At 69.1% G+C, this 21,933-nt stretch carries 14 protein-coding genes and 1 pseudogene; 11 read left to right on the forward strand and 4 right to left on the reverse strand.

The window, feature by feature from the left end; genetic code table 11:
• The 6 genes from ACH4EW_RS31665 to ACH4EW_RS31690 all read left to right on the forward strand — a co-directional run.
• Window positions 1–5,019 (forward strand): glycosyltransferase (locus tag ACH4EW_RS31665; protein WP_398262886.1); only part of this gene is annotated, 5,019 nt, incomplete at its 5' end.
• On the forward strand, window positions 5,019–5,321 hold the full coding sequence (locus ACH4EW_RS31670) for a hypothetical protein (RefSeq protein WP_398262888.1): 303 nt from the start codon (window positions 5,019–5,021) through the stop codon (window positions 5,319–5,321). The genes ACH4EW_RS31665 and ACH4EW_RS31670, both read left to right, overlap by 1 nt.
• A 236-nt stretch (window positions 5,322–5,557) precedes the next feature.
• Window positions 5,558–7,144: a hypothetical protein gene (locus ACH4EW_RS31675; protein ID WP_398262890.1), complete on the forward strand. Its 1,587-nt coding sequence runs from the start codon at window positions 5,558–5,560 to the stop codon at window positions 7,142–7,144.
• Between the two features lie 153 nt (window positions 7,145–7,297).
• Window positions 7,298–8,710, forward strand: a complete 1,413-nt coding sequence (gene lpdA, locus ACH4EW_RS31680) for a dihydrolipoyl dehydrogenase (RefSeq protein WP_398262892.1) — start codon at window positions 7,298–7,300, stop codon at window positions 8,708–8,710.
• Window positions 8,711–9,046: 336 nt separating this feature from the next.
• Window positions 9,047–9,730, forward strand: coding sequence for a ribulose-phosphate 3-epimerase (gene rpe, locus ACH4EW_RS31685; protein WP_398262894.1), 684 nt, complete (start codon window positions 9,047–9,049; stop codon window positions 9,728–9,730).
• Window positions 9,731–9,894: 164 nt separating this feature from the next.
• Window positions 9,895–10,911 carry a sugar-binding transcriptional regulator gene (locus tag ACH4EW_RS31690; RefSeq protein ID WP_189276421.1) on the forward strand — a complete coding sequence of 339 codons (1,017 nt, stop codon included), beginning with the start codon at window positions 9,895–9,897 and terminating at the stop codon, window positions 10,909–10,911.
• A 104-nt stretch (window positions 10,912–11,015) separates the two neighbouring features.
• Here the strand turns inward: ACH4EW_RS31690 and ACH4EW_RS31695 are convergent, their stop codons facing one another.
• The gene (locus tag ACH4EW_RS31695) at window positions 11,016–12,038 is read right to left on the reverse strand and encodes a terpene cyclase (protein ID WP_398262896.1); all 1,023 of its coding nucleotides are present in this window, start codon (window positions 12,036–12,038) and stop codon (window positions 11,016–11,018) included.
• A gap of 306 nt (window positions 12,039–12,344) precedes the next feature.
• On the opposite strand from ACH4EW_RS31695, the gene ACH4EW_RS31700 reads away from it, so the two are divergent.
• From ACH4EW_RS31700 to ACH4EW_RS31720, 5 genes are all read left to right on the forward strand, one after another.
• Window positions 12,345–13,811 carry a GuaB1 family IMP dehydrogenase-related protein gene (locus ACH4EW_RS31700; protein WP_398262898.1) on the forward strand — a complete coding sequence of 489 codons (1,467 nt, stop codon included), beginning with the start codon at window positions 12,345–12,347 and terminating at the stop codon, window positions 13,809–13,811.
• A gap of 199 nt (window positions 13,812–14,010) precedes the next feature.
• On the forward strand, window positions 14,011–15,468 hold the full coding sequence (locus ACH4EW_RS31705; protein ID WP_398262900.1) for an aldehyde dehydrogenase family protein: 1,458 nt from the start codon (window positions 14,011–14,013) through the stop codon (window positions 15,466–15,468).
• A 110-nt stretch (window positions 15,469–15,578) separates the two neighbouring features.
• The gene (locus tag ACH4EW_RS31710; RefSeq protein WP_351202323.1) at window positions 15,579–16,034 is read left to right on the forward strand and encodes an Lrp/AsnC family transcriptional regulator; all 456 of its coding nucleotides are present in this window, start codon (window positions 15,579–15,581) and stop codon (window positions 16,032–16,034) included.
• Between the two features lie 278 nt (window positions 16,035–16,312).
• Complete coding sequence (locus ACH4EW_RS31715; RefSeq protein ID WP_398262902.1) at window positions 16,313–17,110, forward strand: carbon-nitrogen hydrolase family protein; 798 nt, start codon at window positions 16,313–16,315, stop codon at window positions 17,108–17,110.
• A 51-nt stretch (window positions 17,111–17,161) separates the two neighbouring features.
• On the forward strand, window positions 17,162–18,868 hold the full coding sequence (locus ACH4EW_RS31720) for a flavin monoamine oxidase family protein (protein WP_398262904.1): 1,707 nt from the start codon (window positions 17,162–17,164) through the stop codon (window positions 18,866–18,868).
• A gap of 6 nt (window positions 18,869–18,874) precedes the next feature.
• Here the strand turns inward: ACH4EW_RS31720 and ACH4EW_RS31725 are convergent.
• From ACH4EW_RS31725 to ACH4EW_RS31735, 3 genes and pseudogenes are all read right to left on the reverse strand, one after another.
• A pseudogene (locus ACH4EW_RS31725) lies at window positions 18,875–19,723 on the reverse strand (fumarylacetoacetate hydrolase family protein).
• Between the two features lie 48 nt (window positions 19,724–19,771).
• The gene (locus ACH4EW_RS31730) at window positions 19,772–20,794 is read right to left on the reverse strand and encodes a hydroxyacid dehydrogenase (protein ID WP_398262906.1); all 1,023 of its coding nucleotides are present in this window, start codon (window positions 20,792–20,794) and stop codon (window positions 19,772–19,774) included.
• Complete coding sequence (locus ACH4EW_RS31735) at window positions 20,778–21,833, reverse strand: dihydrodipicolinate synthase family protein (RefSeq protein ID WP_398262908.1); 1,056 nt, start codon at window positions 21,831–21,833, stop codon at window positions 20,778–20,780. The genes ACH4EW_RS31730 and ACH4EW_RS31735 overlap by 17 nt, the downstream gene beginning before the upstream one ends.
• Between the last annotated feature and the right edge of the window lie 100 nt (window positions 21,834–21,933).

A 21,933-nucleotide genomic window follows, 5' to 3' on the forward strand; every position in this document is an offset into this window, starting at 1 on the left:
AAGCGCCTCGGCGACACCGTCAGGACAATCAAGGGCTCAATACGGTGGGGCAGCGGCAGGTCCGGGTCGCACACAGCACCGCTACCGAACAACGGAACACTGCTGAGCGGCCTCGCCCCCGCACCACAACAGCTGGACCAAGGCAACGGGACACCGAAGGACGAACTCGTCGGCAGCGACGGCCGGAAGGTCTCCTTCGCGCAGGCGCGCCAGAGCCTTCGCACGATCCGGGACGCCACGGGCGAAGTCATCGGATACGCCTCGCACAACGACCGGGACTGGGCCCCACGCAACGACTTCTACACGAACTACCGCGCCGACGAGGTCCTGTTCGCGCACTACCGGGCCACGGAGGAAGGGGGTGCCGTACTCGACACCGACAGCGACACGGACTCCCCGGCCAACAAGGTCCCCTGGCAGGCCGGCGCACCGGCACGGGATGCGAAGGAGCCGGTCAGGCCGCTGTTCTTCGACGCGCACGGCACCGAGAACGGCATCGAACTCCATGTGGTGGGCGAAAGGCCGCTGGTCGTCGACGGTGCCCGGTTCGCGCGTTTCATGGAGACGCTCAGGGACCCGGCGCAGCCCCCGGCTCCGGTCGTACTGGTCGCGTGCGAGACGGCGAAGATCCGCAGTGGCGACGGCGGGAGCGTGGCGACGGACGCGGCACGTGCCATACCCGGACGTCTCTGGTACGCCCCCGATACCGAGGTCGGCCATGTCAGACCGTCGAACGACTCCGACGGCGTCAGAGGTGTGCTGGGTCTGCTCGCGGACCCCGTCGCACAGCGCCGCGGTGCGTGGATCGTGGCGGGGGAGTCACTCGAAACCGGCCCGGCCCTCGTCCCCGCCGCGCGGGAGGAACCGGTGCCGCACACCGCCACGATCTCGGACATGATCTTCGAAACCCTCAACTCCGCCTCGCAGAACAGTGCGGAGCAGGTGATGTCCGACGACCTGGCACAGAGCGGCCCGGAGGCCGAGCAGACAGAGCCCGCGCCACCGGCGCCCCACGAGGCCGACCGCTGGCCGGCCTCTCGCGCGCCGGAGGGCGGCGACGCGGTGTTGCCGTCGGCTTCACCCCCGTCGGGGGAGTCCTGCCATGCGACCGCGGAGATCGTCTTCGGGGAGGGTTCGAAGCGACCCCGGGAAGACCAACTGACCAAGATCGAGGACTTCTCGGCTTCGGTCGCCGCCGAAGCGGTGCGCCGGGCCACCCACGACGAGAAGCCGCTCCGGGTTTACGTCGAAGGAGGCGGGAACGGCAGCAAATGGCAGTCGCTGCACGGAATGTCGAGCAGAGCCGACTCCGGGTTGGAGCGTGCTCAGGCGGTGTGGAACGTGCTGCGCAGCCAATTGAACGAAGAATTCTCCCGGCTGTGGAGCGGAGATCCGGATACTCTGACCGCCACTTCCCTGCTCCAGGCTCCCCGGTCCCGGGGCCAGGGCGAGTCCGCCGCCCCGGTTCCCGAGACGCCCGTGGAGTCGCTGACCGCCGCGGAAGCTCGTGCGGCCCGTCGTACGGTCCGGATCTGGGCGGTGGCCGACGGGCCCGCACGTGTACTGCGGTTGCTGGCGCACGACCGGACCCAACTCGACGCCGACCGGCGCGAGGCGCTCATGGACTACGTCGACGAGTCTGTGAGGGGTGGCCAGGATGCCCGAGTCCGACTCCTGCTGCGCCGATTGGAGCTTCAGAGCCTTCACGTACTGCGCGGTGAGCTCGAATCGCGCTACGCGGAGCGGGTTGCCGAGATCGCAACGCCCGCCGGTACGCTCACCCCGGTGCCCAAGGACATTCACTTCTTCTGGATGGGCGAGGAGCCCAGCGCGGGAGCGTTGAACAACCTTGAGGCGTGGGCACGATCGGCCGGGGGCAGGTGGCAACAGCACCTGTGGACCGACGCGACCTACGCCGAGTGGAGCGGACCGGTGCGCATGCGTCTTGAGCAGATCGTCACCGTCCACCAGGATTCGCTTGATTCCCTGCGCATTGCGGACCGTCCGCAAGTGCTGGAGGTCTACGAGACAGCTGTGGCGAATGGGGCTTACAACCTGGCCTCCGACATCGCGCGCTACGTGATCCTTGAGCGGATCGGCGGGGTCTACGCCGACGTGGACCTGCATCCGGGAACCGTGGATCTGTCCTCGATGGAAGAGATCACCATGCGTTCGGGGGATCTTCCCCTGCTCGCCCCGCGCGTGCGAGACATGGCCAGCGTCGCCGACGCGCTGGCCGCGGCAGGGGTGGACGCTCCCGCCGACCGGAACGAGCAAGTGGATCTGGCGGCGCGGCTTCGGTGGGACGCGGGAGTCCTCGGCAACCACCTCATCGTCGCGCCACCGGGATCGGAGTTCATCACCTCGCTCCTGGACGCGATTCCCAAGAACTTCGCCGCCCTGCGGAAGCACATGGAGGTGTCCTCCGCGGATACGTCGCAGTTCCCCGAGGAGCTCAAGAACCTGGCACCGCAGATCAGTGGCCCCGCCATGATCGAGGACCGGATCCCCGGTGGCGAAAAGTTCCCTCCGCTGCAACGGTTCGCCATGAAGGCGGGTGCGGAAGGTGTTGCTGAGTTCGATGGTTCCTCCTATCCGACATTCCAGCGGAAGGAGGCGATAGCGCTGTTCTCCCCTCGTGCGCTGGAGGCTTTCCAGGGAATCCACTGGGTCACTGCGGAAAGTGAGCGCCAGCTGGACGGACCGGTTGTCGAGCAGCCGGCGGCAGGACCTTCGGTCAGCATGGCGCCGCTTCATGTTCCCGATAGCCCGTCAGTCGCGCAGGTGCTGAGTCGTCCAGCTCGCCAGGTGCCCTTCCCCGCCGACCCCTCGACCTGGGTGGAGCGTCGGAAGGAGGTGCCGAACGGGCATGTCGGGCGTCTGCATGTCGAGAGGTTCGACCCGGCCGTCGACGCCATGAGCCGTCACCGTGTTCCCGGCACGCTGGCCGGCTCGCAGACCCTGATGCGCGCCGAGGTCTCCCGCATCGAGGCCCACAACGGCACATGGGTGCGCGACCATGTCGTGACGCTCCCCGTCCGCCTGGCCGGCAGTGGCTTTTCCGAGCAGGATCTGGCCGGCCTTCGGGCAGGCGTCAAAGGCGCGCTGGACGAGCACTTCAACGCAGCCGGCTACGCGCTTCCCCGCTCCGGTGATCAGTTCCATGTCGAGCTGCGACTGGTCCATGACGACGATCACCCCGAGCATGTGATCGTGAGCCGGTCCGACAACCCCGGTCGATCCGACCAGCGGCACTGGAACCTCGGGCCGCCCACCGAGGACCACAGGTACCTGCCGGTGTTGATCCACGAGGTCTTGCACTACCTGGGCCTGCCCGACGAGTACCGGGACCGGGACTTTCTCTTCCGCCGGAACGCGGACAGCGTGGCCGTCCACACCGATGGCTTGATGGCCGACACCGCGCGCCTGGCGCCGCTGCCAGAGCGCTATCTGGCCGCCATCGAGGACACCGTCGACCTCAGCACCGTCTTCCACGACCACCCCCTCACCGCCCCGGGCGAGAACCCCGCAGTCCAGCGCAACCACCGCCCCACCACCGACCCGACCCGTGACCGCTGGCCCACGTCACGCTCACCCGGTTCCCCCGCTGACGCTCCGACGACGGCAACGCCGGGCGCGCTCCCGACCGATAGCCGCGGGGTCGGGGACAGCGAGATCATCGACAGTTGGCGGGCTCTTTCGACGCTGCCGCGGGCGCGGCGATCCAACGCTCTGCGGCGCATCGATACGACTGTCCACGAGTGGGCGAACGGCGGCCGGCAGCTGCCTGGTGCCCATGAAACCAACCAGCGTCAGTTGGAGGCCATCCTCGATGCCGTGGAAGCGTGGAAGTCAGGCAAGAACAGCCTTAGCGACCGTGCCGGGGCGGTCGACCGCCTCACCGCACACGTCCGGTCCGAGCAGGACGATCTGCACCAGCGCATCGCCGAGCGGGCGCACCAGGCACAACTTCTCGACCGGTACGCCCGTATCCATCCTGATGTGAGCGACTTCGCGGGCCGACGGTTGCCGGATCGGGTCGATCCGGCGAACAACACCACGCACAACATCTTCACTGGCGACCGCACCCACCACGGCACTTTGTCGGACGATGCGCTCGATGCTGCCGATGAGCTCTCGCGCCAGCAGTTGGCGGCCAAGCGGGATCAGGCGGCGGCTGGTGGGGTGACCGTCGACGCGGGTGTGTCCGCCGATCGTGTACGGGAGTTGATGGACAGCGCCCGCAACGACCTGACCCGCTCCACGCTCTACCCGGAACTCAACTCCTATCTCGACCGGGCCAACCAGGCCGAAGCACTCGACACCGGCTCCCACCTCGGGAACCTGACGCCGGTGGTCGAGGATGTCCACGGCACGCAGGTCACCGTCCACGGGGACCCCACGGACAGCCTCCGCGACGCTCGGATCGACAACTTCCGCAAGGCCGTGATCACCGTGCAGGAGGCCGGCTTCCACGTTCCCGATGTCGAACTGCACCTGCCCAAGTACGGCCGGTTCCTGGAAGTCCACAACGACGTTGTCGCCGAGCGGAGCGGGGGCCGGCTACAGCGCGCCGAGTACCTCGCACCCAACGCGGTGATCGCCTCGCCCGATGTCGTCGGCAATCCGTTGACCAACAAGCTCGCCGGCAATCGGTACCGCTACCTCTCGACCGAGCTCGACCCCTCCGGCGTCGGCACGATGGTGCATGAACTGGGCCACTTCCTGCACTACGCCAACGCCCGTGCCCAGTACCACGATCTGGCCTTCACACAGTTCGCCGGCCGCAGCGGGCAGGACGGCGACGCCGTACCCCATCAGGCTCTCGCCCTTGGGGTGAGCGCCTACGCCGCCGGCAACCCCCGCGAGTTCGTAGCGGAGGTCTTCACCGGGCTGGTGTATGGGAAGCCGTTCTCGCCCGAGGTCATGCGGATGTACCACGGGCTCGGGGGCCCCGCCCCAACTCCACGGACGGACGTCAGGTCTCCTTCGGCCAGGTCTACGGAGGCCTCCAGCTGATGTGTGACACCGACGACCGGACGCTGGGCTACGCGTCACACACCCCGCAGGACTGCGCGCCCCGGGAGGCCTCGCCCGACGTCGTCGGCTTCGCGCGTTTCATGGAGACGCTCAGGGACCCGGCGCAGCCCCCGGCTCCGGTCGTACTGGTCGCGTGCGAGACGGCGAAGATCCGCAGTGGCGACGGCGGGAGCGTGGCGACGGACGCGGCACGTGCCATACCCGGACGTCTCTGGTACGCGCCCGACACCGAGGTCGGCCACGCCGGACCGTCGAACGACTCCGACGGCGAGCAGACGTGACACGACGTCACATTCCCTGGGAGGGGTGGGAACCGAGCCCTTCCAGCAGCAATCGAAGAGGATGAAGAGAATCAATGGCAGGAAAAGAGGGGCGATCTGTGAAGCGAGAGCGGTCCAGTGAGGAGAGTGAGTCCGGCAATGGCCGGGGCGGGGCCTCGGGCGGAACGGTTCCGGACAGTTCGGAGGGCGCGGTTCCGGGGAGCATAGGCGCCCCGTCCGCGCCTTCGTCCCGCACGGTGACGGAGGGCGGGGACACGTCGGTCACCGGCGGCAAGGACGGCGGCGGCGCGCGGACACCGACCTCGTCGAAGTCCGGCCCGGAGGAGGCCGGGGAACCTGTGGCCCAGACCCCGGCGGTGGTGCACGCGGCCGGGGTCTCCATTGGCAGGACCACGTCCGGGCCCGAGGGACAACCGGGCGGTGAGGACTCGGCGGTTGCCCAGGAAGAGGCGGCACCGACGGCCGGAAGGACCGCGGTGGTCGCCACCACGGCCACCACCACTGCTGCGGGCACTGCCTCCGCGGCCTCGTCGGGTGTCGCGGAGAGCACCGCCGGGAAGACGGCCGAGGCGAGCACGCCGTCGTCCGCCGCGGCCGCCGCGGAACCGACGCCCGCGGGCGGGCCCTCCGCATCCAAGGAGACAGCTTCCACGGAGACCGCTTCGACCGCGACGGAGCCGGCTGTCGCTGCCTCGGCGACCGGTTCCACCGCGGCGGCCGTCGCGGCCGGCCGGGCCACCGCCACGGCCGCCGTCTCCGCCGCGGCTTCGTCCAGCCCTCCCGGCGGTGGTGCGGCGGGGGAGGGCGGTGCCCCGGAGCGCCCCGGCCGGGTGTCGCGCCCGATGGTGGTCGCGGCCGCCTTCGCCGGTGCGCTTCTCCTCGCGACCCCGTTCGTCGTGGCGGGCGCCCAGAAGGACGAGGCCAGGCCCGAGAGCCGCGAAGCGGCGGCGGCATGGAAGGAGGACGGCCGGGCCGGTGGTTACGTACCGGGCACCGACCCCGACAGCCCCGAGGGCAAGCGGGCCGCCAGTGGCGACAAGGCGGGTGTTGCCCCGGCCCGGGGTGACAAGGGACCCGTCGGTGATGTACGCGCGGACACGGGGGGCGGGAGGAAGCCCGCGGACGGTTCGGCCGAGGCGGAGACCAAAAGCGCCAAGGGCGCCAAGGGCAGCAAGGGCAGCAAGGGCAGCAAGGGCAGCACCACGGGTGCGGCCGACAAGACGGAGAAGAGCGGTTCCGGCGACAAGGCCCCCGCCGGCACGGGCTCGGACACTCCCACCAAGGCCCCCTCGGCCGGTTCGGCGCCCAAGTCGGCACCCGCCGTGGTGTACAGCGGTGTGTCCGGACCGGAGTGCCCCACCCAGCGCTTCCAGAAGTCGGGTTACTACAGCGACGGCAAGGAGGGCTGGGCCACCCACAGCGGTGGCTTCGGCGGCTACGGCTGCGAGGGGGAGTACCTTTCCATGCCCATGTCCGGCAGTTCCTCCAAGGACTCGGGCGGATCGGCGACCTGGCTGTTCGACCTGCCCGCCACCGCCAGGAAGTGCAGCATCTCCGTCCACGTGCCCGGGAGTTCCGACATCGTGCGGGTCGGTGGCAACCCGAGCTACTACACCGTGTACGACCGGTTCCTGCCCAGGACCAGCAACCTGGTCGGCTCCTACTACGTCCGCCAGAAGGAGCGTCGCGGCACCTGGTACAACGTGCCTGGCACCTTCCCCGTCGACGCCAAGAAGCTCTCCGTGCAACTGCACGACCGGGGCGAGGACAACAACTACGAGCACCACGCGATATCCGCGCTGAAGGTGACCTGCACCGGCTGAGAATCCGGCTCGGACACCACTGAGAAACCGGCCGCGTAACCGGCCGGCGGACCGGTCCGCCAACGTACGAACGCGGCAGGCGCCCCGATCCCCAGGAGGCATTCACCTCCGGGAATCAGGGCACCTGCCGCACCCATCAGAGAGGAACGTTCCATGGATGAGCAGGGCGAGCACTTCGATGTCGTCGTCCTCGGAGCAGGCCCAGGCGGATACGTCGCCGCCATCCGCGCCGCTCAACTGGGCAAAACGGTCGCGGTCGTGGAGGAGAAGTACTGGGGCGGCGTCTGTCTGAACGTGGGCTGCATCCCCACCAAGGCCCTGCTGCGCAACGCCGAGCTGGCGCACATCGTCACCCGTGAGGCGAAGATTTTCGGCATCAACGTCGAGGGACGGGTCTCTTTCGACTACGGCGAGGCGTTTCGGCGCAGCCGCAAGGTGGCGGACGGACGGGTCAAGGGCGTCCACTACCTGATGAAGAAGAACAAGATCACAGAGATCAGCGGGCGCGGCACGTTCCTCGACCCGCACACGCTCGAGGTGGCCCTTTTCGACGGATCGACGCAGACGATCGGGTTCGATCACTGCATCATCGCCACCGGCGCCACCCCGAAACTGCTGCCCGGTACCCGGCGCACCTCGCGCGTGGTGACGTACGAGGAGCAGATCCTTGCCGAGGAGCTGCCGCAGTCCATCGTGATCGCGGGTGCCGGCGCCATCGGCATCGAGTTCGCATATGTTCTGCACAACTACGGCGTCAAGGTGACCGTCGTCGAGTTCCTGGACCGTGTCGCCCCGCTGGAGGACGCGGATGTCTCCGCCGAACTGGCCAAGCAGTACCGCAAGTTGGGAATCGCTGTGCTGACCTCGACCCGGGTCGAGGCGATCGACGAGTCCGGACCGCAGGTCCGGGTCACGGTCACCGGCAAGGACGGCACCCAGCAGGTACTGGAGGCCGACAAGGTGTTGCAGGCGATCGGCTTCGCGCCGAACGTCGCCGGCTACGGACTGGAGAGCACCGGCGTCCGCGTCACCGAGCGAGGCGCGATCGACGTCGACGGCCGCTGCCGCACCTCCGTCCCGCACATCTACGCCATCGGCGACGTCACCGCGAAGCTGATGCTCGCGCACGCGGCGGAGGCGATGGGTGTGGTCGCCGCGGAGACGCTCGCGGACGCGGAGACGATGGAGCTCGACTATGTGATGATCCCGCGCGCCACTTACTGCCGGCCGCAGATCGCCAGCTTCGGCTGGACCGAGGCACAGGCCCGTGAGAAGGGCTTCGACGTCAAGGTGGCGAAGTTCCCGTTCACCGCCAACGGCAAGGCGCACGGCCTGGGCGACGCCACCGGTTTTGTGAAGCTGATCAGCGACGCCAGGTACGGCGAGCTCGTCGGCGCCCACCTCATCGGCCCGGACGTCACCGAACTGCTGCCGGAGCTGACCCTCGCCCAGCAGTGGGACCTGACGGTCCACGAAGTGGCCCGCAATGTCCACGCCCACCCGACCCTCGGCGAGGCGGTCAAGGAGGCGGTCCACGGCCTCGCCGGCCACATGATCAACATGTGAGAAGGCAGCGATCCCTCGCACGGGCGCGGCGTCGGTCGCGAAGGAGCGGCGGACGCCCGCCCGGGATCCGCTGCTCGTCGGCGCGTAGGACGCCCTGCTGAACGAAAGTGTCGCAGGCCAGGGGCACGGGGCTCGCTCCGCCTTCCGCCTCGGCGACGAGTTCACTCGGGTGTGACGGCCGAGAACGCCCCGTACCGGCCCCGAAGGGCCCGACGCGGGCCGAAACGCCCGTATCGCACGGCCGGAACACCCCGATTTCGAGAACCGTAATGATCCCGTGAGGCTTTGGCCCGCACCAGGGCGGGGAAGCGCCACGGAACATGGCAGGCTTGGCACATGGCCCAGATCAACCCCAGCATCCTGTCCGCCGACTTCGCCCGTCTCGCCGGGGAGGCGAAGGCAGTCGAAGGTGCCGACTGGCTCCACGTCGATGTGATGGACAACCACTTCGTGCCCAATCTGACCCTCGGCGTGCCGATCGTGGAATCGCTCAGCCGGGCCACGGACACTCCGCTGGACTGCCACCTGATGATCGAGGACCCGGACCGCTGGGCGCCGCAGTACGTCGAGGCGGGAGCCGGTTCCGTCACCTTCCACGTGGAGGCCGCGGCAGCCCCCGTACGGCTGGCACGGGAGATCCGGGCCAAGGGCGCCCGCGCCTCCATGGCACTCAAGCCCGCGACGCCCATCGAACCGTACGAGGACCTGCTCCCCGAACTCGACATGCTGCTGATCATGACGGTGGAGCCGGGCTTCGGCGGTCAGGCGTTCCTGGACATCATGCTGCCGAAGATCCGCCGCACCCGTGAGCTGATCTCCAAGCACGGCCTCGAACTGTGGCTCCAGGTCGACGGCGGCGTCTCCGAGTCCACCATCGAGCGGTGCGCCGAGGCCGGTGCGGATGTCTTCGTCGCGGGTTCGGCGGTGTACGGGGCCAAGGACCCGGCCGAAGCGGTGCGCTCCCTGCGCGCCAAGGCGGAAGGGGCCACCGCCTCGGCGGCCTGGGCGTGCCGCCACTGAAGCCGCAACCGGCGCCGGAACCCACTCCGGCTCCCGATTGCGGGCCGGCCCGGCCAAGGGCAGATGAACGAGGTCCGACGGGACCGGTCAGGGATCGCCGGATCTGACAGGATGAACGGCGTATCGAGCGTGTGAACAGCAGTGAGGAGATCGCGGTGTCTGCAATGTCGGCGGGACGGTCCGCCCTGCGGATGGGGCCCGCGGAGCTGGTGCAGGCGGCGGCCATGGCCCGCCGCTTCTACCTCGAAGGAAAGTCGAAGATCCAGATCGCCGAGGAGTTCGGCGTCAGCCGCTTCAAGGTGGCCCGGGTCCTGGAGACGGCTCTTGAGCGCGACCTCGTACGGATCGAGATCCGCGTCCCCGCCGAGCTGGACGCCGAGCGCTCCGACGCGCTCAGAGCCCGCTACGGGCTGCGTCACGCGGTCGTCGTCGAATCTCCCGCGGAGGAGCAGGACGACGCACCGGACCCGGAGAACCTGGGTGAGGTCGCGGCCGATCTCCTCGGAGAACTGGTGAACGAGGGCGATGTGCTCGGCCTGGCCTGGGGCCGGTCCACCATCCACATGGCGGCGGCTCTCGACCGGCTGCCGCCGTGCACGGTCGTGCAGCTGACCGGGGTGTACGACGCGGGGACGGCGGAGCGCGGCTCGGTCGAGGCGGTCCGGCGGGCCGCCCAGGTCGCCGGCGGTGAGGCCCACCCGATCTACGCGCCGATGCTGCTGCCCGACCCGGCCACGGCCGCCGCGCTGCGCCACCAGACCGGTATCGCCCGTGCCTTCGAGTACTTCGACAAGGTGACGGTCGCCGCGGTGTCCATCGGCTCCTGGGAGCCGGGCATCTCCACCGTCCACGACATGCTCACGGACGAGGAGCGGGCGCACTACGCGTCGCTCGGCGTCGCCGCCGAGATGTCCGCGCACCTCTTCGATACCGAGGGGCGGCGGGTCGGCCGGGACCTGGGAGAGCGGTGCATCACGGTCGAGGCCGACCGGCTGCGCCGGATCCCCGAGGTGGTGGCGATCGCGGGCGGCCAGCGGAAGGCCGCGGCGATCGGGGCGGTGCTGCGGTCCGGCCTCGTCACCAGCCTGGTGACGGATACGGCGGCGGCCGACTATCTGCTGACCGAGTCGGCGGCACCGCGGCGGCCGGCGCTGGAGCGGGCGGATCCGGACGGGGCCTGAGCGGGTGCGGGAACCGGGCGGTGCTGATCGTTACCGGCGCCGCCCGCCCTGCGGCTGCAGGCACCCAGCCCCGCTCCTTCTCCCACCCCCATGTGGCGGCCGTCTCAGGCCCGGCTCACGCCCAGGACCGTTGCCTCCAGATACTCCTCCGGCTCCTCGTACTGACTCACATCGGCCGGGTTGTACCGAGGGGTCTGCCGTGACCAGTCCAGGTTGCCGCGCATCCAGCTCCGCATCCCGTCCAGGTACGGCGCGAGCATCCAGGACAGCTGCGGGTACGCGGCCAGCAGCTCGGCCTCGGCGGTGAGGAACCGGTCCGTCTCCGTGGCGATCTCCGCGCAGACGTGTTTGAGCGCCTGCTGCTTGTCGTAACCACGGTGGTGCCGGACCAGATGGACGAGATTGTGGATCTCGCCGAGAACCTGTTCCTTCTCGTACGAGTACACGTCGTTGGCCCAGCACACGACATTGCACGACGCTTCCAGTGCCGTGACGAACCGGGAATCGTTGTGGATCGACTCGGGAACCTCGATCCCGGCCACGATCTCTATCAGGTCCATGCAGACATGTATCGCGCCGGTGTGGCGACGCTTGGCGATGTACGTCTCCTCGGACGGCACCACACCCGCGGCCCGGTTCCCGGCCTCCCAGGCGGTGGTCGTCGTGAGATACGTGGTCAGGTGCCGGCCGAACCGGGTGCGCCAGTGTGCGGCGGCGGACGGCGTCGTCCGTTCCCACAGATCGACCAGGGCGACCACGGCGGCGGGGAGGTCCTCGTCGGGAAGGGTGCCCCTACCGGTGCCCTCGATCACGGACCGCATCACCGCGACCACGTCCCGCACCCGCTCCGGGCTGCGGCCGAGACGGCCGTCGTCGAGCTGGTCGTCGACGAGAAACAGCCATACGAACCAGTCGGCGACGAGGTCGAGATTCTTGCTGTCGGCGGTCGGATGCACCATGCCGACAAATGCTCCGAAGTCCGCCTGCTCGAAACGCTCCCTGGCTGAATCACGGTGTACCAGACCGGTGTTGCGGATCCAGGTGTCGAGATGGACTCGGGTGTTCCCGACGTGCGGATTCGTCCGCTGGGGGAACGGGCAGTAGATGTCGGGCAGTTCGCTCTCCACGGGTGGGTCGTTATCCTCTCCGGTCGTACGTGTGACGGAAGTTGTGACCATCCGCCTGTTCCTCCGGGGCGTAGTCATGACCCACGGGAACTGCGGATTTGAAGCTACCCGACCTCTTGTCACCAGGTCCAGGAAAGATGATCGCGAATGATTCGGATGCCGTGCGGGTAGGGTCCGCAGGCACGGCGGGTTCCACCTGTCCGGGACTCCCGCTCCGTTCCTTTGGGGAAACGTATGAACGCGGGGGCAGTTTGCTGTGTCTTCGTGGAAGCGACCTGCTCCGTTTCGTATGAAAAAATGAGCCTTATGCGTTTCCTTGAGCCAGGTACTGGTCGCTTCACAGACTCCCCCTCGGTCCCGTACGACCTCACGTACGACGATGTCTTCATGGTTCCGGGCCGTTCGGCGGTCGGTTCCCGCCAAGGTGTCGACCTCTCCTCGCTCGACGGCAGCGGCACCACCATCCCGCTCGTCGTCGCGAACATGACGGCCATCGCGGGCCGCCGGATGGCCGAGACGATCGCCCGCCGCGGCGGGCTCGTCGTCATCCCTCAGGACATCCCGATCGACGTCGTCACCGATGTCATCTCCTGGGTGAAAACGCGCCACCTCGTGCTCGACACGCCGATCGTGCTGGCCCCGGGCCAGACGGTCGCCGACGCACTGTCCCTGCTGCCGAAGCGCGCGCACGGCGCGGGTGTCGTCGTCGACGAGGAGCAGCGTCCCCTCGGTGTCGTCACCGACCACGACCTGACCGGTGTCGACCGCTTCACCCAGCTCTCCGAGGTCATGTCCAAGGAACTGGTGCTGCTCGACGCGGACGTCGACCCGCGCGACGCGTTCAACAAGCTCGACGGCGTCCACCGCAAGCTCGCCCCTGCGGTCGACGCCGACGGCCGGCTCGTCGGCATCCTCACCCGTAAGGCCGCACTGCGCGCCACTCTGTACACCCCCGCCACCGACGCGGCCGGCAAGCTGCGGATCGCCGCTGCCGTCGGGATCAACGGCGATGTGGCCGGCAAGGCCAAACAGCTTCTCGACGCGGGCGTCGACACGCTCGTCGTGGACACCGCCCACGGTCACCAGGAGTCCATGATCAGCGCGGTCAGGGCCGTCCGGGCGCTCGACCCGCAGGTGCCGGTCGTCGCGGGCAACGTCGTCGCCGCCGAGGGTGTGCGCGACCTCGTCGAGGCCGGCGCGGACATCATCAAGGTCGGAGTCGGCCCCGGCGCCATGTGCACCACCCGGATGATGACCGGTGTGGGCCGGCCGCAGTTCTCCGCCGTCCTGGAGTGCGCCGCCGAGGCGAAGAAGTACGGCAAGCACGTCTGGGCGGACGGCGGCGTCCGTCACCCGCGCGATGTCGCCATGGCGCTCGCCGCGGGCGCGTCCAACGTGATGATCGGCTCCTGGTTCGCCGGTACGTACGAGTCGCCCGGTGACCTCCAGCAGTCCGCCGACGGCCGCTTCTACAAGGAGTCCTTCGGTATGGCGTCCGCACGCGCCGTGAAGAACCGTACGTCGGACGAGTCGGCGTACGACCGGGCTCGCAAGGCGCTCTTCGAAGAGGGCATCTCCACCTCGCGGATGTTCCTCGACCCGGCCCGGCCCGGCGTCGAGGACCTGATCGACTCGATCATCGCGGGCGTCCGCTCCTCCTGCACCTACGCCGGTGCGGCCTCCCTGGAGGAGTTCACCGAGAAGGCTGTCGTCGGGGTGCAGAGCGCCGCCGGTTACGCCGAGGGAAAGCCGCTGCACAACAGCTGGAGTTGATCCCGGAGTCCCGCAACACCGTTGCCCCTCAAGGCCGTTTCGTGCCGTGAGGGGCAACGGTGTCTTCGGGCTTCCTTGCGGGGCATCAGGGATGACCGATTCCGGCCCTCGAATACCGCAGTGATCCGCTTCAACGCCAATGCAATATAAGTAATATGAAGCGCAATCAGCTGCCCGCCTCTCTGCGGTAAGGGATCTCATGTCCTTCTTCATCGACCTGGCCCATCAGTACATCGACGGAGAGTGGAGGCCGGGCAAGGGGTCCTGGGACATCATCGACTTCAATCCGTACAACGGGGAGAAGCTCGCCTCGATCACGGTCGCCACGGCCGACGAGGTGGACCAGGCGTACCGGTCCGCCGAGGCCGCCCAGCGGGCGTGGGGCGACACCAACCCGTACGCCCGTCGGCTGGTGCTGGAGCGGGCGCTGCGCGTCGTCGAGGAGCGCGAGCCCGAGATCAGTGACGCGATCGTCGCGGAACTGGGCGGTACCCGGCTGAAGGCGGCCTTCGAACTGCATCTCGCCAAGGAGTTCCTTCGGGAGTCGATCCAGCTCGCGCTGCGGCCCTCCGGGCAGATACTGCCCTCGCCGACCGAGGGCAAGGAGAACCGTGTCTACCGCGTGCCGGTCGGTGTCGTGGGTGTCATCAGCCCCTTCAACTTCCCGTTCCTGCTGTCGCTGAAGTCGGTCGCTCCCGCACTGGCGCTCGGTAACGCCGTGGTGCTCAAGCCGCACCAGAACACGCCGGTCTGCGGCGGCACGCTGGTGGCGAAGGTGTTCGAGGAAGCGGGGCTGCCGGCCGGGCTCCTGAACGTCGTGGTCACCGACATCGCGGAGATCGGGGACGCACTGCTGGAGCACCCCATTCCGCAGGTCATCTCCTTCACCGGCTCGGACAGGGTGGGACGGCACGTCGCCACGGTCTGCGCGGCGAACCTCAAGCGCGCCGTGCTCGAACTCGGCGGCAACAGCGCGCTCATCGTCCTCGACGACGCCGATCTGGACTACGCCGTGGATGCGGCCGTCTTCAGCCGGTACGTGCACCAGGGCCAGGTCTGCATGGCCGCGAACCGGATCCTGGTCGACCGGGCGGTGGAGAAGGAGTTCACCGAGAAGTTCGTCGCCAAGGTCGCGTCCTTGCGGGTGGGTGACCCGGCCGACCCGGAGACCCAGATCGGCCCGCTGATCAACTCCTCGCAGGCCGAGGCCATTTCCTCGCTCGTCGACCAGACCGTCGAGGCCGGTGCGACGGCTCTGCTGCACGGCAGCGCCGACGGCAACCTGGTGAGCCCGTCCGTGCTGACCGGTCTGGCCGCCGATTCCCCCGTCCTGTCCCAGGAGATCTTCGGGCCGGTCGCGCTCCTTGTGCCGTTCGACGGCGAGGACGAGGCGGTACGGATCGCCAACGACACCCCGTACGGTCTGAGCGGCGCGGTGCACACCGGCAACATCGAGCGCGGCGTACGGATCGGGCAGCGCATCCACACCGGCATGATCCACATCAACGACGGCACGGTCCACGACGAGCCCATCGTCCCGTTCGGCGGCGAGAAGAGCTCCGGCCTCGGCCGGCTGAACGGTGAGTCGATGGTCGAGGCCTTCACCACCCAGAAGTGGATCTCGGTGCAGCACGGCCGCTCGCAGTTCCCGTTCTGACCGGTCACCGGATGCGGTGAGCGAGCCCTGCGGGGCCGCTCATGGTCTACTTCGGGGGCGGCCCGTGCCGCCCCCGACACCGGCCATCGCAGAGAAGTGAACCGCCCGAAGTGCGCCTGAACGACCTCGACGAACGCATCGTCCACGCCCTCGCCGAAGACGCCCGGCGCTCCTACGCGGATATCGGCGCGATCATCGGCCTGTCCGCACCCGCCGTGAAACGCCGCGTGGACCGGCTGCGCGCCGAGGGCGCGATCACCGGCTTCACGGTGCGCGTGGACCCGGCGGCGCTGGGGTGGGAGACCGAGGGGTTCATCGAGATCTACTGCAGCCGCAATACGTCGCCGGAGGCGATCAAGCAGGGGCTTGCGCGGTATCCGGAGATCGCGTCGGCCTCCACGGTGACGGGGGAGGCCGACGCGATCGTGCAGGTCTTCGCGGCGGACATGCGCCATTTCGAGCAGGTGCTCGAGCGGATTGCGGGCGAGCCGTATGTGGAGCGGACGAAGTCCGTACTGGTGCTGTCGCCGCTGCTGCGGCGGTACTCGTCGGGGTCGCCGGAGTAGGGCGCCGGGGCCGCTCTGCCTCAACCACCGGACCGGCTGGACAGTTGTCGGGCCGACCGGTGGTGCCCGGGCTGCGGGCCCTTGCGAGGAGACGTCGGGCTGAGACCTGAGTCACCTGTCTGACCTGCAGAGACGTCGAGCGCAATGAATCGTTGCCACAGACGGTCGGCGCGCAATGGATCGACGGTGTACGCGCAACGGTCGCGCCTTGTCCGGTTCGAGCGGCGGACCGTACCGTCAATACGTCCCCGCCCCGCCCGCCCCGCCCGAGGTCAGCCATGCCGCCGTTGCGTACCGCCCTGCTCCAGAGCTCCGGACGACCCGGACATGTGGACGAGAACATCAAGGTGCTCGACGCAGCGGCGCGACGGGCGGCGGACGCCGGGGTCCGGCTGCTGGTCTGTCCCGAGCTGTTCCTGACCGGGTACGCGATCGGGGCCGACGTGCCCCGGCTGGCCGAGCCGGCCGACGGGCCTTCCGCCCGGGTCGTCGCCGAGATCGCCGTACGGCACGGGCTCGCGGTCCTCTACGGCTACCCGGAGCGCGCGGGCGAGCAGATCTTCAACGCCGCGCAGCTCATCGGGCCGGACGGGGCGGCGCTCGCGAACTACCGCAAGACCCATCTCTTCGGCAGCTTCGAGCAGGAGTGGTTCACCCCGGGCGAGCAGACCGTCGTCCAGGCCGAGCTGGACGGCGTACGCATCGGGATCATGATCTGCTACGACGTCGAGTTCCCGGAGAACGTCCGCGCGCACGCCCTCGCAGGCACCGATCTGCTGCTGGTGCCCACCGCGCAGATGCACCCCTTCCAGTTCGTCGCCGAGTCCGTCGTCCCGGTCCGCGCATTCGAGAGCCAGATGTACGTGGCGTACGTCAACAGAACCGGCCCGGAAGGTGAGTTCGAGTTCGTCGGGCTGAGCTGCCTGGCCGGTCCCGACGGCACCGTCCGCACCCGCGCCGGACGCGGCGAGGAGCTGGTCATCGGTGAGATCGACCCCGAGTTCCTGAGCGCGTCGCGCGCCGCCAACCCGTATCTGCACGACCGCCGCCCCGGTCTGTACGGCTCCCTCGTCTGAGCCCGCCACCCCTGTTCCACCCTCTTTTTTCGTGCAAGGAGTCCGCACCCCATGACGTCCACGGTGCCCAACGCCGTACAGCACACCGACGCGGCCGAGCCGATCACCATGTTCGGGCCGGACTTCCCCTACGCGTATGACGACTACCTGGCGCACCCCGCCGGGATCGGGCAGATACCGGCGACCGAGCACGGCAGTGAGGTCGCCGTCATCGGCGGCGGGCTCTCCGGCATCGTCGCCGCGTACGAGCTCATGAAGATGGGGCTCAGGCCCGTCGTCTACGAGGCGGACCGGATCGGCGGCCGGCTGCGTACCGTCGGGTTCGACGGCTGCGGCCCCGAACTCACCGCCGAGATGGGCGCGATGCGCTTCCCGCCGTCCTCCACCGCGCTCCAGCACTACATCGATCTGGTCGGTCTGGAGACGAAGCCGTTCCCCAACCCGCTCTCCCCGGCCACCCCGTCGACCGTCATCGACCTCAAGGGCGAGTCGCACTACGCGCGGACCATCGACGACCTGCCGCAGGTCTACCGCGATGTGATGGACGCCTGGAACCGCTGTCTGGAGGAGGGCGCGGACTTCTCCGACATGAACCGCGCGATGCGCGAACGCGATGTGCCCCGCATCCGGGAGATCTGGGCGGAGCTCGTCCAGAAGCTCGACAACCAGACCTTCTACGGATTCCTGTGCGACTCCGACGCCTTCAAGTCGTTCCGGCACCGTGAGATCTTCGGCCAGGTCGGCTTCGGCACCGGCGGCTGGGACACCGACTTCCCCAACTCCATCCTGGAGATCCTGCGCGTCGTCTACACCGAGGCGGACGACCACCACCGGGGCATCGTCGGCGGCAGCCAGCAGCTCCCGCTGCGGCTGTGGGACCGCGAACCGCAGAAGATCGTCCACTGGCCGCTCGGCACGTCGCTGTCCTCGCTGCACGACGGCGAGCCGCGCCCCGCCGTGACCCGGCTGAACCGCACCGCCGGAAACCGGATCACCGTCACCGACGCCACCGGTGACATCCGCACCTACCCGGCCGCGATCTTCACCGGGCAGTCCTGGCTGCTGCTCTCGAAGATCGACTGCGACGACGCGCTCTTCCCGATCGACCACTGGACGGCGATGGAGCGCACCCACTACATGGAGTCTTCCAAGCTGTTCGTGCCCGTCGACCGGCCGTTCTGGCTGGACGAGGCCGTCGACGGCAGGGGGGTGCCGACCGGGCGGGACACCATGTCGATGACACTCACCGACCGGATGACCCGGGGGACGTACCTCCTGGACGACGGCCCCGACAGGCCCGCCGTCATCTGCCTCTCGTACACCTGGTGCGACGACAGCCTGAAGTGGCTTCCGCTCTCCCCGAGCGAGCGCATGGACGTCATGCTCAAGTCGCTCGGCGAGATCTACCCGAACGTCGACATCAGGAAGCACATCATCGGCAACCCGGTGACGGTCTCGTGGGAGAACGAGCCCTATTTCATGGGTGCGTTCAAGGCCAATCTGCCGGGCCACTACCGCTACCAGCGGCGGCTGTTCACCCACTTCATGCAGGACCGGCTGCCCGCCGACCGGCGGGGTCTGTTCCTCGCGGGCGACGACATCTCGTGGACGGCCGGATGGGCCGAGGGCGCCGTACAGACCGCGATCAATGCCGTGTGGGGTGTGATGGCCCAGTTCGGCGGCGCGACCGATGCGACGAACCCCGGCCCCGGCGATGTCTTCGATGACATCGCCCCGGTCGAACTTCCTGAGGACTGAGCGGAACTACGCGGGCCGGCAGACGCTGCGCTGCCGGCCCAGGCCCGAGATCTCGACCTCCATCACATCGCCCGGGCCCAGGTAGGGGAAGCGGCCCGACAGGGCCACACCCTGCGGGGTGCCGGTGTTGATGACGTCACCGGGCTCCAGCACCAGATACTACGACAGGTGGTGCACCAGATGCGCCACACTGAAGATCATGTCCGCGGTGCTGGAGTCCTGCCGCGGCTCGCCGTTCACATAGCTGCGCAGCCGCAGTTGCTGCGGGTCACCGACCTCGTCGGCCGTCAGCAGCACCGGGCCGAGCGGGTTGAACGTGGCGCAGCTCTTGCCTTTGGACCACTGGCCGCCCGACTCCTCGAGCTGGAAGGCCCGTTCGGAGACGTCGTTGCTGACGGCGTAGCCCGCGATGTGCGCGGCGGCGTCGGCCGGGGAGTCCAGGTAGGAGGCGCGGCGGCCGATGACGACGGCCAGTTCCACCTCCCAGTCGGTCTTCTTCGAGCCGCGCGGGATCAGCACGTCGTCGTACGGGCCGACGACCGTGTTGGGCGACTTGTAGAAGAGGATCGGCTGCTCGGGCGGCTCGCTGCCCGACTCCGCCGCGTGGGCCGCGTAGTTCTGGCCGATGCAGAGCAGCGCGGAGGGACGGGCCACCGGGGCGCCGATCCGCTGACCGGTGATGTCGATCTCCGGGAGTGTCGGCTCGGCAGGCACCAGGTGCGGGTTGTCGGCGAGTGCGGCGAGGAACGCCCCGTCGATGTCGCCGGTGATGCCGGACAGGTCGTAGTGAAGGCCCTCGGGGCAGACGGCAACAGGGCGCTCGTGACCCGGCTCGCCGATGCGCATCAGTCGCATGAAGGTGAATTCTCCTGAGAGGTACGGGGGTTGGGGAGGGGGTAAACCCTAGTGCAGACGGGTGAGGGCGTCGGCGGTGACGGCGTGTACCGGGGGGCGTCCGGCGAGCAGCCGCAGCACCTCGTTGACGGCGCTCATTCCGAGCCGCTGCCGGCATTCGACGCTGCCCGCCGCCTGGTGCGGGGTGAGCAGCACATTCGGCAGGGAGCGGAAGGGGTGGCCGACGGGCAGCGGCTCGGCGTCGAAGACATCGATCGCCGCGTCCAGCCGGCCCGATGCCAGTTCGGCGAGGAGCGCGTCCTCGTCGACCAGCCACGACCTGGCGGTGTTCACCAGACCGGCCCCGTCCGGCATCAGCGCCAGCTGTTCGGCGCCGATCATCCTGTGGGTTTCCTCGGTGACCGGCGCGTGCACGGCCACGATCCTGCTGTGCGACAGCAGAGTCCGAAGCGGTACGGACTTCACGCCGAGCGCCTCGGCGTCCGCGTCGGAGAGGTACGGGTCGGTGACGCTGACCTGCGCCCCCATCGCCCGCACCAGGGCGATGTAGGCACGTCCGGTCCGGGAGGCGCCGATCACGCCGATGTCGCTGCCGTGGATCTCATGGCGCAAAGGGGCCTCGCTCGCCGCCGCCCAGTCCGCCCCGCCGCGCAGCGCATGGTCGAAGCGCTGGATGCGGTGGAGCAGCGAGAGCGTGAACGCGAGAGCCACCTCGGCGACCGGGCGGGCCATCTCGTCCCCTGCCTGGGTGACCAGGATGCCCCGCCGGAACACCTCCTCGGAGACATAGGGCGCGACCGCCGAACCGGTGTGCGCCACCAGCTCCAACCGGTCGGCCGATGCGAGGAGTCCGGCATCCACCTTGGGAGCCTGCCACGAGGTGATCAGCGCCCGGGCGCCGGGAAGCGCCGCGGCCACCGCCGCCCGGTCGGCGTGGTCGTCCAGGACCGTCAGCTCGGCCGCCCGCTCCAGCTCCTGCCACACCTCGGCGGTGAAGAACTGGGCCCGCAGGCCCGGCGGTACGGCGACGACGACCCGGGAGCGGTCGGCAGGATCAGGAGAGCCAGGCATCGAGGTGCTCCGCAACGAAGGCGTCATCGGTCAGCCAAGGGTAGGCCGCGGCCACCCGGCTGATCTCCTCGGCCTGCCCGGGGGAGAGCGTCTCGGCCGGGTCCAGGCACCGGATGTTCGCCAACAGGCCCTGACGGTGCAGCACTTCGTGCACCCCGGCGATGCAGCCGCGGAACGCGCCGCGCACATCGAAGACCGCGCTGTTGGCATCGGTCAGCTCGGGGCGACGGGCCAGGCAACGCACCATCGCCTCGTGGTCCCCGCCGCGTGCCTTGCGGACGTCGTCGAGCAGCGTCACCGCGGTGCTCGTCCACACGGCCCACTGGCCGAGGAGGCCGCCCGCGAACCAGCGCGGGTTGCCGCCTGCCGTCTCGTACGGGGTGAGCAGATCACCGATGATGTCGTCGTCGTTGCCCGTGTACAGCGCCACCTCGTCGGCGCGGTCCGCGGCGGCCACCGCCCGTACGACATCGGCGGTGCGGTACCGGTCGAACGGGGCGATCTTCACCGCGACAGTGTTCGGCAGATCGGTGAACGCGGACCAGAAGCCCGGCGACAGATACCGTCCGCCGACGGCCTCCTGAAGATAGAAGCCGATCAACGGCAGCACTTCGCCGACCGCCCTCGCCCGCTCCAGCAGTCCCTTCTCGTCCGCACCGGGCACGGCCGGGCTGAGCAGCACCGCGTCATAGCCGAGTCCGGCGGCGGTCTCGGTCTCGGCGACGGCCTGCGCCGTGTATCCGCAGGCACCGGCGACCTTGATGAACGGCCGGCCGGCCTCGGCGTCGATCGTCTCGGCGGCGAGCTCCAGGACCGGCCGGAACAGACCGGCCTCCGGCTCGCGGATATCGAACTGGGTGGTGTGTACGGCGACGGCGACCCCGCCCGCACCCGAAGCGAGGTAGTAGCGGGTCAGCGCACGCTGCCGGCGCTCGTCGAAGGAGCCGTCGGCGCGCAGGGCGAGCGGGTGGGCAGGGATCACGGCACCGCGGGCGAGCAAGTCCAGGGCGGGGGTGGACAGGAGGGAGGAAGTGGACATGGAGTGGATCAGAACCTTCCGTCGCGGACCTGGAACTTGGTGGGCTTGCCGGACAGCGGCAGCCCGCGGCGCAGCCAGTCGGCCTGCCACTCGACGAGGG

Source organism: Streptomyces sp. NPDC018000 (assembly GCF_044328025.1).
Taxonomy (GTDB): Bacteria; Actinomycetota; Actinomycetes; order Streptomycetales; family Streptomycetaceae; genus Streptomyces.

Coding starts and splice junctions, on each gene's coding strand:
- ACH4EW_RS31670 (WP_398262888.1), top strand. CDS start 5,019: ATGTGTGACACCGACGACCGGACGCTGGGCTACGCGTCACACACCCCG.
- lpdA (WP_398262892.1), top strand. CDS start 7,298: ATGGATGAGCAGGGCGAGCACTTCGATGTCGTCGTCCTCGGAGCAGGC.
- rpe (WP_398262894.1), top strand. CDS start 9,047: ATGGCCCAGATCAACCCCAGCATCCTGTCCGCCGACTTCGCCCGTCTC.
- ACH4EW_RS31690 (WP_189276421.1), top strand. CDS start 9,895: ATGTCGGCGGGACGGTCCGCCCTGCGGATGGGGCCCGCGGAGCTGGTG.
- ACH4EW_RS31700 (WP_398262898.1), top strand. CDS start 12,345: ATGCGTTTCCTTGAGCCAGGTACTGGTCGCTTCACAGACTCCCCCTCG.
- ACH4EW_RS31705 (WP_398262900.1), top strand. CDS start 14,011: ATGTCCTTCTTCATCGACCTGGCCCATCAGTACATCGACGGAGAGTGG.
- ACH4EW_RS31715 (WP_398262902.1), top strand. CDS start 16,313: ATGCCGCCGTTGCGTACCGCCCTGCTCCAGAGCTCCGGACGACCCGGA.
- ACH4EW_RS31720 (WP_398262904.1), top strand. CDS start 17,162: ATGACGTCCACGGTGCCCAACGCCGTACAGCACACCGACGCGGCCGAG.
- ACH4EW_RS31730 (WP_398262906.1), bottom strand. CDS start 20,794: ATGCCTGGCTCTCCTGATCCTGCCGACCGCTCCCGGGTCGTCGTCGCC.
- ACH4EW_RS31735 (WP_398262908.1), bottom strand. CDS start 21,833: ATGTCCACTTCCTCCCTCCTGTCCACCCCCGCCCTGGACTTGCTCGCC.